Here is an 11,519-nt window from a genome sequence, read left to right as displayed (position 1 = left end):
GCGAAGAATATGTACTCATGAAATACGAGCGCGCGCGATCCTGATCGTGCCTTCGTCATCGCTGACGGCCGCCCCGAGCGTCTTGGCGACTGCCGCCGCGAAACTCTCCGGTTCGTTGGTCTGGAACAGACCCACGAAGCGCTCCTGGGCCAGGGCCGGATCGTCGATAACGATCTGGCGGCTGTTGTAGCGATTGAACAGGCGCGCGGCCTGCTCGAGGCTCTCCCCATCCAGAGCGATCTCGCCATTGCGCCAGGCCAGGCTACGCTCGATCTCGGAGGGCGACTCCGCCACGGTGGGCGAGACGGTGCTGGCCAGGACGATGCGGCTGCCGGCCGACAACCGCCGCCGGGGTCCCGGATCACCCTCGACCCAGGTCTCGACCACGCCCTCGGTGACCATCACGTCGACGCCGACGCCGGCTTCGGCGTCGCGGCGCACCGAGAAGGCCGTGCCTAGGGCGCGGACGCGAACTGGCCCCGCCGCCACGACGAACGGACGCTCGGGATCCTTGGCGACCTGGAACCAGGCCTCTCCTTCCTTCAGGACGACATGACGCGACTGGGGCTTCATCGCCACTTCCAGTGCGGTCTTGGTGTTGATGGCCACCAGCGAGCCGTCGGCCAGCGGCACGCGACGGATCTCGCCCAGGCGCGTGTCCAGCCGCTGGGGCCGCGCGGTCCACAGGCCGATCCCGCCGACCAGCGCAGCGGCGACCGCGCCGCCCGCTCCGGCGATCAGGGCGCGACGATCGGGACGCTGGGCGACCACGGCCTCGACTGTCGGCGCGACATTGGCCAGGGCGCGCCCCCGGTCCAGGAAGCTGATCGCCGCCTGCGCCCGCAGCAGCGCCCCGGCCCGTCGCGCGTCGGCCTTCAGCCAGGCCTGCAGTTGGGGGTCGCGCTCGACGTCCAGCCCATGCGCGTCGACGCGGGCGGCCCAGTCGGCCGCTTCCTCGTCAATCTCGCTTGCGGACCGAATGGAGCTCATGAGCCTTGCCGACTGCTGCTTGATCCTGCGCCGTTGTCTCCGATAAGGCGCGCAGGATTAAACGCAAGCCTCGGGCCGATTGCATTTCCACGACGTTCTCGGTCACGCCCAGACGCGCGGCGGTCTCCTTCTGCGACAGGCCGTGGATCCGGCGAAGGGTGAAGATCTGTCGACACCGCTCGGGCAATCCTTCGATCAATTGCTGCACCCTCCCCAGTTCGCGACGGCCCGCAACCACGCGTTCTGGAGAAGGCTCATCATCTACGACGTTCAGGGCGTCGATTTCCGTGACGCAATCGATGCGGACGATGCGCGCGCGGCGAATTTTCTGGATGGCGATGTTGCGGGCCGTCCGGAAAAAATATGCGCGGCCGTTGGCGATGTGGGCGACGGTTTCCAGCGCGGCCAACCGACAATAGGTTTCCTGCACCACGTCGTCGATGTCCGCGGCGGAACTGCCCGACCGGCGCAGCCACCCGCGCACGTCGGCTTCATGCGGTAGAATCTGGCCGCTGACGAAGGCGACAATCTCGGCGCGGCTCTGCTTCAACGGCCCCTCGACAACGCAATCCCGACGGGACTCAGGTTTCGGTCAACCGGTCAGGCCGGCAACACCCCTGCGGGTCAATCACCGCCTGTTCCCCGTTCGGCGCCGCCGCATGGGGCAGAACTTGGCGTCCGGCGCCTCGCGCTGGCCATGGCGACCGGCCCGTCAGCCAGGCCTGGCCAATAGCCGCGGTGTTTGGGCAGGGTGTCGGCCGCATTGGCGACACGGCGGTTTTAGAAGGCGTGGAACGTCGGGGCCGGTAGCAGTTCTGGGCGATCGAAGGTTCTGGAAGGCACGAAGAACGTGTTGAAGGGTCCGCCTGATCCGGGCTTTGAGCCTTGCTTTGCGCTGCCCGAAAACGCTGGTTATCAGGACCCTGCCGAAACGAGACCCTATCCTAGCTTCCTTCGTCGCGCCTCCCACGCGAAGCTAACGCCCTTTTTCGCTTCCCGCGCCCAACAGCCGATGGACAGCCTCGTCGGCGTCCGGCCCGGGGCGCATCATCGCGCGCTCGATCGGCACCGCCTCACCCGTCTCGGCGTCGACAAGGGTCAAGCGCAGGGGGCGTCCGGTATGGCGATCGACCATCTCCATGGGCACGCCAAAGCCGCTGGCGTCCCATCGGTCACCCCACTCGCGTAGCGCCACCGTGACCTTCCACAGGTCCCGTCCCCTGTCGGTCAGCCGATATTCGTCGCGTGGCGGGCGTTCCTGGTATCGAACCCGTTCGACTAGGCCGCCCTCCACCAGGTGCGTCAGCCGCGCCGCTAGCGTCGCGGGCGGGATGCCTGTGCTGGCGCGCAGTTCGTCATAGCGGCGCAGTCCCAGCGACAGGTCGCGGATCAACAACAACGCCCAGCGATCGCCGACCACTTCCAGGGCGCCAGCCATCGAGCACCGCATTCCGGAGAACGATTTCGCCTTCATCACCGCCGCCCTCTTGTCACTTCAATAATTGAAGTATATCTCTGCCTCATCAAACCGCAAGCCTCGGCGCCGGTGCGCGAGCCCTTGCAGGCGGGAGAAGGCGCATGGCCGCCGAGTCGTACAGGAACACGCCCAACCGCAACATCACGGTCGGCGAGGTCCGCTTCGCCTACCGCGATTTGGGTCCTCGGACAGGAACGCCCGTCGTCCTGCTCAATCACCTGGGCGCCACGCTGGACAATTTCGACCCTCGCGTCGTCGATGGCCTGGCGAGCAAGCATCGCGTGGTCGCGGTGGACAATCGCGGCGTCGGCGGATCGAGCGGCGCCACGCCGCGCGACATCGCCGCGATGGCGCACGACGCGGTCGCCTTCATCCGCGCCATGGGGTTCGAACAGGTGGATCTGCTCGGCTTCTCGATGGGCGGCTTCGTCGCCCAGCAGATCGCGCTCAGCGAACCCGCGCTCGTGCGTCGGCTGATCCTGACAGGCACAGGTCCCGCCGGCGGGGCCGGGATGGACAAGGTCACCGGCGTCACGGTGCGCGCCATGATCAAGGGCGCCATGACCTTCAAAGATCCCAAGCTCTATCTGTTCTTCACCAAGACCGCCAACGGGCGTCGCGCCGGCCGCGAATTTCTGGCGCGCTTGAAGGAACGCACCGCCGATCGCGACAAACCGATCACGCTGGCCGCCTTTGGGCGCCAGCTCACCGCGATCAGGCGTTGGGCGGGGCAGCCGCCGCAGGATCTATCCGTCATTACCCAGCCGACCCTCGTGGCCAACGGCGACGATGACCGGATGGTGCCGACCGAAAATTCGCGTGACCTAGCCCGCCGCATCGCTGGCGCCAAGCTGGTGATCTACCAGGACGCCGGTCACGGCGGCATCTTCCAATATCACCGCCCCTTCGTGTTGGCCGCGCTCGAGTTCCTGCGCTGACCGCTTGATCGCAACCCTTCCGATCCGGAGTCCTCGACATGACCGACACCCACGTCACCGCTCCCAGCCGCTTTCTGGAAATCGACGGCGACCGCTTCGCCTATCGCCGCTGGGGAAACGCCGAAGGGGGTGAACCGCCCTTGCTGCTGATCCAGCATTTCCGGGGCGGCATGGACAATTGGGACCCGCTGATGACCGACGGTCTGGCCGCCGGACGCGAAGTGATCCTCTACAACGGACGCGGCGTCGCCTCCTCGTCAGGCCCGCCCCGCAACAGGATCGAGGACATGGCCGACGACATCGCCGCCTTCATCCGGGCGTTGGGACTGGAGCAGGTCGATCTGCTCGGCTTTTCCCTGGGGGGCATGCAGGCGCAGGACGTGGCGCTACGGCACCCGCGACGGGTCCGCAGGCTGATGCTGCTCGGCACGGGCCCGCGTGGCGGCGCCTTCGGCTCCGATAAGCGCGTTCTGTTCCATGCGACGCAGCGGGTTCCGAGCCTCGAGGATTTCCTGTTCCTGTTCTTCGGTCGCTCGGAAGCGGCGCAACAGGCCGGCCGCGAGTTCTGGGCGCGGTGCCACCAGCGCGCCGATCAGGACACGCCCAGCTCACCGGCGGCGATGCAGGCGCAGATGGAGGCCAACCTCGGCTGGCTGGCGCCGCTCGATCCCGCCGCGCCTTTGGCGCATCTGCGCGCGACCACCCAGCCAACCTTCATCCTGAACGGCAACGACGACGTGATGATCCCCACGATCAACTCGTACGAAATGGCGCAGAACATCCCGAACGCCCAGCTCTTCATCTATCCGGACGCGGGCCACGGCGCCCAGTTCCAGTATCCCGAACGCTTCCTGCGCCACGCCATCCAGTTCCTGGATGAAGCGTGATCGCATTCCGTCCGCCAAGTTTCAGTTTCCAAGCGAAAGATCGAGAATGACCAGCAACGCCCTGTTCGAACCCTACGCCTTCGGCGAGCTGACGATCGCCAATCGCATCGTGATGGCCCCGCTGACGCGCAATCGAGCGGGCGCTGGTTTGGTCGCGACCGATCTCATGGCCGATTACTACGCCCAGCGCGCCACCGCCGGCCTGATCATCTCGGAGGCGACACAGGTGTCACGGCAGGGCCAGGGTTACCAGGACACCCCCGGCATCTACACGCTCGATCAGGTCGACGGCTGGCGCAAGGTTACGGACGCCGTTCATGCCAAGGGCGGCCGAATGATCGCCCAGCTGTGGCATGTGGGCCGGGTCAGCCATGTTGACCTGCAAGACGGCGGCGCGGCGCCCGTCGCCCCCTCCGCCATCCGCGCCCAGACCAAGACGGTGGTCAATAACGCCTTCGTCGACGTCTCGGAACCGCGCGCGCTGGCGCTGGACGAGCTGCCGGGCGTTATCGAGGATTTCCGAAACGCCGCGCTCAACGCCATCAAGGCGGGGTTCGACGGGGTCGAGGTGCATGGCGCCAACGGCTATCTGCTCGACCAGTTCGCCAAGGACGGCGCCAATGTCCGCACGGACGCCTATGGCGGTTCGGTGGAGAACCGCGCGCGGCTGATGATCGAGGTGACCGCGGCGGTGGCCGAGGCGGTCGGCGCCAACCGGACCGGCGTGCGGCTGTCGCCCGTGTCGCCTGCCAATGGCGTCTCGACCAGCGATCCCCAGCCGCAGTTCGACTATATCGTCGATCGCCTGAACGCGCTGGGCATCGCCTACATCCATGTCGTCGAGGGCGCGACGGGCGGTCCGCGCGATGTCGCCCCGTTCGACTTCGGATCGCTGCGCAAGCGTTTCGACGGCGTTTACATCGCCAACAACGGCTATGACCTGAACCTCGCTACGACCCGGCTGGCCGAGGGCAAGGCCGATCTGTTCGCCTTCGGACGTCCGTTCATCGCCAATCCCGACCTGGTCGAGCGCCTGAAGACCGGCAGGCCGCTCGCCGCCCTCGATCCGGCGACGCTCTATGGCGGTGGGGCCAAGGGCTATACCGACTATTCGACGGCGACCGCCACCGTCGCCGCCTGACAAGCCACCCGCAGGCCGCGTCACGGGGCGGCTCCGACGGAACAAGGAGACGCCTGATGAAGGCCTATATTCTCGATCGTTACGGCAAGGGGCAGCCGCTCCGCCTGGGAGACTGGCCCGATCCCGTGGCGGGGCCGGGGCAGGTGCTGGTGGATATCCGCGCCGCCGCGCTCAACATGCTGGACGCCAAGATCCGCGATGGCGCGTTCAAGCCGATCCTGCCCTATCGCCCGCCCTTCGTCTTGGGCCACGATCTTGCGGGCGTCGTCTCCGGCGTCGGCCCTGGGGTGTCGCGGTTCAAGGTGGGCGACGAGGTGTTCGCGCGGCCCCGTGATCACCAGATCGGCGCCTTCGCCGAACGGATCGCAGTCGCCGAGGCCGATTTGGCGCCAAAACCCACTACCCTGTCGATGGTCGAGGCCGCGTCGCTGCCGCTGGTCGCCCTGACCGCGTGGCAGGTGCTGGTCGAGGCGGCTCGCGTCAAGCGCGGCGACAAGGTGATGATCCATGCCGGCTCTGGCGGGGTAGGCACGATCGCGATCCAATTGGCCAAGCATCTGGGCGCGACGGTCGCCACCACGACCAGCGCCGGCAACGCCGAACTCGTCGGCGGTCTCGGCGCTGATGTCGTGATCGACTACAAGACCCAGGACTTCACCGAGCGCTTGTCAGGTTACGATGTCGTGCTCAGCAGTCTGGAGGACGGAACGCTGCAACGCTCGCTGAAGATTTTGAAGCCGGGCGGCAAGCTGATCTCCATATCCGGTCCGCCGGATCCTGCGTTCGCGCGGGCGCAGGGCATGAACTGGTTGATGCGGCAGGTGGTAGGACTGCTGAGCCGCAACATTCGGCGTGAGGCCGCGCGCCGCCAAGTCGAGTATTCCTTCCTGTTCATGCGGGCCGACGGCGGCCAGCTCGCCCAGATCGCGGCGCTCGTCGACAGCGGCGCGCTGCGCCCGGTCATCGATCGTGTCTTCGCGTTCGACGCCTTGAACGAGGCCATGGCCTACCTCGCGACCGGACGCGCCAAGGGCAAGGTCGTCATCGCGCGATGAGCATCCGGGCAAGACGACCGTAAAGGGCCGGTAATGGCCGTCGGGCGCCAGAAACGCCTGATGCCATTACCGGGACAGGACTGACTGAACCTACTCCGCCGCCGCAAGCGTCGGGGCGTAGCGGTTGGCGGGAAAATCAAGGCCCAGGCTCTCCCGGAAGGTCGTCCCCTCATAGTCCGCCCGGAAGAGTCCCCTCGCCTGCAGGATCGGCACGACCAGCTCGACGAAGGCCTCCAGTTGGCCGGGCAAGCTCTCGAACAGCACGAAACCGTCGGACGCGCGTTCCTCGAACCACCGCTGAAGGCTGTCGGCCACCTGCTCGGGGTCGCCGACGAAGTGGCCGCGCGGCGTGGCGAAGCGCAGGGCCGTCTCGCGCAGAGTCAGGCCTTCTTCCTTCACCGCTGCGACGATGCGGTTCACGGCGCTCTGGTTCGAGTTGGCCCCGAACTCGGCCGCCTCCAGTGGGAACGGGCCGTCCGGATCGTGCTGGCCGAAGTCGTATTCGTTGAACGGGCGGGCCAGCATCGACAGCGCGTTGTCCAGTGACACCAGCTCAGTCAGCTCTTTGTAGAGCGCCTCGGCCTCCTGCGCGCTGCGGCCGACGACCGGGCGGGCGGCGGGCAGCACGTGCAACTGGTCCGGATCGCGACCGTAGCCGGCGGCGCGGGCCTTGATGTCCTGGTAGTAGGCCTTGGCCGTGTCGATCTCCTCGTGGGAGACGAAGATGGCGTCGGCCCGCTTGGCGGCGAACGCCTTGCCGTCTTCGGACGCGCCAGCCTGGAAGATCACCGGCTGGCCCTGCGGCGAGCGGCTGATGTTGAGCGGCCCTTTCACCGAGAAGAACTCGCCCTTGTGATCCAGGGTGTGCAGCTTCTTCGGGTCGAAGAACTCGCCGCCGGCCTTGTCGAAGGTCAGGGCGTCGTCTTCCCATGAGTCCCACAGCCCCTGGACCACGTCCAGATACTCGCCGGCCAGGCGGTAGCGTACGTCATGGGCGTAATGCTTCTCGCGGCTGTAGTTGGCGGCGCTGCCCTCCAGCCAAGAGGTGACGACGTTCCAGCCTGCGCGGCCGCCGCTGATGTGGTCCAGCGAGGCGAACTGTCGAGCGACATTGAACGGCTCGCTGTAGCTGACCGTCAGGGTGGCCACGAGGCCGATATGGCTGGTCGCACCGGCCAGGGCCGACAGGATGGTCAGCGGCTCGAAGCGATTCAGATAATGCGGGCTGGACTTTTCGGTGATGTAGACGCTGTCGGCCACGAACAGGAAGTCGAACTTGCCCGCCTCGGCGACTTGCGCCTGGCGCTTGTAGAACTGGAAATCGGTGCTGGCCCCGGGATGGGCGTTCGGATGGCGCCAGTCGCCCCAGCCCGGGCCGACGCCGTGCAGGATGAAACCCAGCTTCAGTTGGCGTTGTGCGGTCATGGTCGTGTCCAATCTATTCGGCGGGAACCAGGGTGATGTCGCGGACGGCCTCAAGGACGGGGTCCGCCTCGGTGCGGACCAGCCAGTCAGGGCTGACGTCGACGAACCGGACGACTCGCTCGTGGTCGATGACGACGACGGCGGGCTGCGGCAGCTCCCAGGTTCCCGTGCCGGTCGTATCGCCGATGAAGCCGCCCTTGGCGCGCTGGGCCGCCTGGCTGGCCTCGTCGGCCGTGTAGAGGATGCCGAACCGGCGAGCGAGGGCGTTGTCCGGATCCGAGGCGACCTTGAAGCTCAGGTCGTGGCGGGTCTTGATCTCGCCCAGGCGCTCCGGAACCTGCGGGCTGACCGCCACCAGGGTCGCGCCCAGATCCCGCAGGCCGGGGGCCAGCGCTTCCTCGTAATACGGCAGAGCGATGTTGCAGGCCGGGCAGCCCGCGAAACGAAAGAACACCAGCACGGCCGGCCCGCGCTGGATCAGCGCCTCCAGCGGCAGGTCTCCACCTTCCACGTCACGCAGCACGAACGGATCCAGGCGGTCGCCGACCTGGATCCATCGCGCGGGATCGGCCGTCTCGACCAGCGTGCGCCGTTGGTCGACATTGATCTTCAGCGCTGCTGGGTCCCAGGTGCGCACGCGCTCGGCGTGCAGGTCGGCCAAGCGTTCCTTCAGGCTCTTGCGGCTCATGTGGAGCATCCTTCCTCAGTGCGAGCGGTCTTGGCGGCGGCGATATCGATCGCCTGCAGGCGGGCGCGCTCGAAGATCGCTCCCATCCGCCAGTGTTGGTTGGTGTGGGGCGCCGCGTGTTCGCCCCAGCCGTGGTCGCGCCGGAAGGCGCCCAGTTGGCCGGACGCCAGGGCCCGCTCGGCGGTCACGCCCGCGACCCGGTCGGTCTCGGGCCAGACGAACAGGGCGTCGGCTGGACAGTGGAGCTCGCACAGCAGGCACGTCTGACAGTCAGCCTGGGCCGCGATCACCGCCTTGCCGCCCGCCCCCAGCGCCAGTACATCGCTGGGACAGGCCTCGACGCAGTCGCCGCAGCCTGAGCAACGATCCTCGATGACGACCTCGATCATCAGGCCACCTCCGCCTGCGTCGGCGCGGGCTCGAAGCGGGTGACGACGCGGTCCAGCCCCTGCGCCCGCTGACGGCTTGAGAGGCGCGGATCCAGGCCCGGCGCATCCTCGCGGCGGTGCATGCCACGGCTCTCGCGCCGCGACAGGGCGGCGGCCTTGCTCCAGCGCCCGGCGGCGACCAGGGTGGCGGCCTCCCGCAGGCGCAGGCCCGCCCGGCCTTCGGCCCGGCCATGATCGGCCAGCTCCTTCCAGATCTCGTCCAACCGCACCATCGAAGCGGCCAGCGCCTCGCCCTGGCGGAAGATGTTCTTGTCGTAGGCGTTCAGTTCCTCGCGCACGGCCTGGACGGCGCCCGCTGTGTCGACCACCCGAACGCCGCGCCGCGGGGCCAGGCCGGTCTGGCCCGTCGCGATCGCCAGGTCGGTCTCCCGCGCCCCGGTCGAACGCGCTCGCCGCGCCGCCGCCGCGCCCGCCCACTGGCCCGACGACAGGGCCCAGGACGAGTTGACCGCCCCGCCGCCCGAGATCGCGCCGGTCACCAGCTCGCGGCTGGCGTTATCGCCTGCGACATAGAGACCGGGCACGGCGGTCTGGCAGTCGTTGTCGTCCACGCGCAGGCCGCCGATCCCGCGCACCGTGCCCTCGGCGTGCAGCACGACCTCGAAGCGCTCGCCATACGCGTCGATCCCCAGGCGCGCGAAGGGCAGCACGAAGTTGGGCTGCACCTGCGGCATCACCGCGCGGATGTCGGCCGGCACGCGGTCCAGCCGGCAGAACAGCGGCCCCTTCAGCAGAGCGCGCGCCAGGTGCGGGGTGACCTCCGGACCGTTCGGGATGTCGAGTTCGTGGTCGTCGGCGTCGAACCAGCGGGCGAAGCTGTAGGCCATGGAGCGAGCCATGTTCGTGCCGGCCAGGGCGGGCGTGTAGTAGTTGGTGAACTCCATGCCCGAGAGGTCGGCGCCGGCCTCGACGCCCATCAGCAGGCCGTCGCCAGTATTGGTCGCCGAACCCAGCAGGCGCGAGGCGAAGGCCGTGCCGCCCGCCGCCAGCACCACCGCGCCCGCCCGGATGGTCCACGGCCGCTCGCCGCGCAGGGCGATCCCCGACGCGCCGGCGATCGAGCCGTCGCCATGGCGCAGCAGCTGCAGCGCCGGATGGTGGTCAAGGATCCTGGCGCCCGCCGCGACCGCGTAGGCGCGCATGGCCCGCATGTACTCAGGGCCGCGCAGCGCTCGGTACTGGACCTCGCCCCGGTCGTCGGTCGAGAAAGCGTAGTGGTCGGCCAGACCCGGAAGGCTGCTCCAGGTCAGGTCCAGGATCCGGCGCATCCAATCCGGATCGCCCAGGCCTAGTGAGCGCTTCAGCCGGTCGGTGACGGCGGCTTCACGGCGATCCGGAGGCGCCCACCAGTGGCCGGGACCGGCCGTCGCGGTGACACCGCTGGTCCCGCAATGCCCTTTGTCGACCAGCACGACGTCCGCACCTTCGCGCGCCGCCGCCACAGCCGCCCATGCGCCGGCCAAGCCACCTCCGATGACCAGAACATCCGTCGCCAGGGACAAGGACGCGATCATGCCAGGGCCCCGTTGAACGAGGTGTCGAAGGCGCGGGCCACGTCGCGGTCCGAAGTCACCGTTCCCGCCGCGCGAAAACGGTCGAGCACCGCCCGCGACTCCTGGACCGCCTCGTTCCCCAGCGGGGTCGGCAGGATCCGATACTGGCGGACGGTGTAGAGCGCGACCTCTTCGGAGAGGCCGGTCTCGCGAGCCAGCACCTTGCCGAAGGCGTCCGGATTGTTGGCCGCCCAGCGCCGCGCCGTCGCCAGGCGCTTCAGAAAGTCTTCGATCTGCGGACGCTTCTCGGCGATCGCCTTCTCGCTGGCGGCCTCGTATCCGAACCCGCTGAGCAAGCCGTCGCCGTCGATCAGGATCCGTGCAGCGTCGTGCAGGCGAGCCAGCGCGACATACGACCCCCACGTCACCCACGCGTCGATCGATCCGGCTGTGAAAGCCGCCTTGGCGTCGCCGGGATTGAGGAAGGCGATCGACACGTCCGTGGGCTTCAGGCGAGCGTTCTCCAAGACCCGCAGCAGCAGGTAGTGGCCGATCGAGCCACGTCCCGTGGCGATCTTCTTTCCGCGCAGATCGGCCGGGGATCGGATCGGCGAATCCTTGCCCACGAGGATCGCCGTCGCGGCCCCGCCGCTACGGCCGGCCTGGACGGCCTTGATCCTGGCGCCGCCGGCGTAGGCGAACAGGAAGGGCGCGTCGCCGGCCTCGCCGAGGTCCACCGCCCCGGCGCTGACCGCTTCGAGCAGCGGCGCGGCGGCCGGGAACTCGCTCCATTCGATCTCGTACGGAACGCCTTCCAGCGCTCCAGACGAAAGCAACAAAGCCTTGGTGCCGCCCCGCTGGCTGCCGACCTTGAGGATAGGCTGGCCGCCGGCGTTCTTGGCGCAGGCGGCCAAGCTCGCGGCCAGGCCTCCGAAGGCGAGACTGGCGATGAGCTGACGTCGATCCATCGCGCCCT

12 protein-coding genes are annotated in these 11,519 nt (G+C 68.2%); 4 read left to right on the top strand and 8 right to left on the bottom strand.

Features of this window, described 5'->3' with window-relative positions; translation table 11 throughout:
- Positions 1-15: 15 nt before the first annotated feature.
- From ASD47_RS01410 to ASD47_RS01400, 3 genes are all read right to left on the bottom strand, one after another.
- The gene (locus tag ASD47_RS01410; protein ID WP_056750524.1) at positions 16-990 is read right to left on the bottom strand and encodes a FecR family protein; all 975 of its coding nucleotides are present in this window, start codon (positions 988-990) and stop codon (positions 16-18) included.
- Positions 959-1,540 carry an RNA polymerase sigma factor gene (locus ASD47_RS01405; protein WP_056750521.1) on the bottom strand — a complete coding sequence of 194 codons (582 nt, stop codon included), beginning with the start codon at positions 1,538-1,540 and terminating at the stop codon, positions 959-961. Before ASD47_RS01405 ends, ASD47_RS01410 begins: the two co-directional genes overlap by 32 nt.
- Before the next feature lie 426 nt (positions 1,541-1,966).
- Positions 1,967-2,464, bottom strand: coding sequence for a helix-turn-helix domain-containing protein (locus ASD47_RS01400; protein WP_056750519.1), 498 nt, complete (start codon positions 2,462-2,464; stop codon positions 1,967-1,969).
- 104 nt (positions 2,465-2,568) lie between these two features.
- Here ASD47_RS01400 and ASD47_RS01395 point away from each other — a divergent pair, with 104 nt between their 5' ends.
- The 4 genes from ASD47_RS01395 to ASD47_RS01380 are packed head-to-tail and all read left to right on the top strand — an operon-like array spanning position 2,569 to position 6,488.
- Positions 2,569-3,405, top strand: coding sequence for an alpha/beta fold hydrolase (locus tag ASD47_RS01395; protein ID WP_056750516.1), 837 nt, complete (start codon positions 2,569-2,571; stop codon positions 3,403-3,405).
- A 38-nt stretch (positions 3,406-3,443) separates the two neighbouring features.
- Positions 3,444-4,292 (top strand): alpha/beta fold hydrolase, encoded by an 849-nt coding sequence (locus ASD47_RS01390; RefSeq protein ID WP_056750513.1) that lies wholly within the window; start codon positions 3,444-3,446, stop codon positions 4,290-4,292.
- A gap of 46 nt (positions 4,293-4,338) precedes the next feature.
- On the top strand, positions 4,339-5,433 hold the full coding sequence (locus tag ASD47_RS01385; protein WP_056750511.1) for an alkene reductase: 1,095 nt from the start codon (positions 4,339-4,341) through the stop codon (positions 5,431-5,433).
- A 56-nt stretch (positions 5,434-5,489) separates the two neighbouring features.
- Positions 5,490-6,488 (top strand): NADP-dependent oxidoreductase, encoded by a 999-nt coding sequence (locus tag ASD47_RS01380; RefSeq protein WP_056750508.1) that lies wholly within the window; start codon positions 5,490-5,492, stop codon positions 6,486-6,488.
- 90 nt (positions 6,489-6,578) lie between these two features.
- On the opposite strand, the gene ASD47_RS01375 is transcribed toward ASD47_RS01380, so the two are convergent.
- Genes ASD47_RS01375 through ASD47_RS01355 form a run of 5 tightly spaced genes read right to left on the bottom strand, consistent with a single transcriptional unit; the run spans position 6,579 to position 11,511 of the window.
- Positions 6,579-7,913 (bottom strand): LLM class flavin-dependent oxidoreductase, encoded by a 1,335-nt coding sequence (locus ASD47_RS01375; RefSeq protein ID WP_056750505.1) that lies wholly within the window; start codon positions 7,911-7,913, stop codon positions 6,579-6,581.
- A 13-nt stretch (positions 7,914-7,926) separates the two neighbouring features.
- Positions 7,927-8,601 (bottom strand): peroxiredoxin-like family protein, encoded by a 675-nt coding sequence (locus ASD47_RS01370; RefSeq protein WP_056750502.1) that lies wholly within the window; start codon positions 8,599-8,601, stop codon positions 7,927-7,929.
- Positions 8,598-8,990: a ferredoxin family protein gene (locus tag ASD47_RS01365; protein ID WP_056750500.1), complete on the bottom strand. Its 393-nt coding sequence runs from the start codon at positions 8,988-8,990 to the stop codon at positions 8,598-8,600. Before ASD47_RS01365 ends, ASD47_RS01370 begins: the two co-directional genes overlap by 4 nt.
- Positions 8,990-10,564: an FAD-dependent oxidoreductase gene (locus tag ASD47_RS01360; protein ID WP_056750497.1), complete on the bottom strand. Its 1,575-nt coding sequence runs from the start codon at positions 10,562-10,564 to the stop codon at positions 8,990-8,992. Before ASD47_RS01360 ends, ASD47_RS01365 begins: the two co-directional genes overlap by 1 nt.
- On the bottom strand, positions 10,561-11,511 hold the full coding sequence (locus ASD47_RS01355; protein WP_056750493.1) for an ABC transporter substrate-binding protein: 951 nt from the start codon (positions 11,509-11,511) through the stop codon (positions 10,561-10,563). Before ASD47_RS01355 ends, ASD47_RS01360 begins: the two co-directional genes overlap by 4 nt.
- Positions 11,512-11,519: the final 8 nt, after the last annotated feature.

This window comes from Caulobacter sp. Root1472 (assembly GCF_001426985.1).
In the GTDB taxonomy this organism is placed as follows: domain Bacteria; phylum Pseudomonadota; class Alphaproteobacteria; order Caulobacterales; family Caulobacteraceae; genus Caulobacter; species Caulobacter rhizosphaerae.
The sequence above is the reverse complement of the archived record's forward strand: the minus strand, read 5'-3'. Positions and strand labels throughout refer to the sequence as shown.

Coding starts and splice junctions, on each gene's coding strand:
- ASD47_RS01410 (WP_056750524.1), bottom strand. CDS start 990: ATGAGCTCCATTCGGTCCGCAAGCGAGATTGACGAGGAAGCGGCCGAC.
- ASD47_RS01400 (WP_056750519.1), bottom strand. CDS start 2,464: ATGAAGGCGAAATCGTTCTCCGGAATGCGGTGCTCGATGGCTGGCGCC.
- ASD47_RS01395 (WP_056750516.1), top strand. CDS start 2,569: ATGGCCGCCGAGTCGTACAGGAACACGCCCAACCGCAACATCACGGTC.
- ASD47_RS01390 (WP_056750513.1), top strand. CDS start 3,444: ATGACCGACACCCACGTCACCGCTCCCAGCCGCTTTCTGGAAATCGAC.
- ASD47_RS01385 (WP_056750511.1), top strand. CDS start 4,339: ATGACCAGCAACGCCCTGTTCGAACCCTACGCCTTCGGCGAGCTGACG.
- ASD47_RS01380 (WP_056750508.1), top strand. CDS start 5,490: ATGAAGGCCTATATTCTCGATCGTTACGGCAAGGGGCAGCCGCTCCGC.
- ASD47_RS01375 (WP_056750505.1), bottom strand. CDS start 7,913: ATGACCGCACAACGCCAACTGAAGCTGGGTTTCATCCTGCACGGCGTC.
- ASD47_RS01370 (WP_056750502.1), bottom strand. CDS start 8,601: ATGAGCCGCAAGAGCCTGAAGGAACGCTTGGCCGACCTGCACGCCGAG.
- ASD47_RS01365 (WP_056750500.1), bottom strand. CDS start 8,990: ATGATCGAGGTCGTCATCGAGGATCGTTGCTCAGGCTGCGGCGACTGC.
- ASD47_RS01360 (WP_056750497.1), bottom strand. CDS start 10,564: ATGATCGCGTCCTTGTCCCTGGCGACGGATGTTCTGGTCATCGGAGGT.
- ASD47_RS01355 (WP_056750493.1), bottom strand. CDS start 11,511: ATGGATCGACGTCAGCTCATCGCCAGTCTCGCCTTCGGAGGCCTGGCC.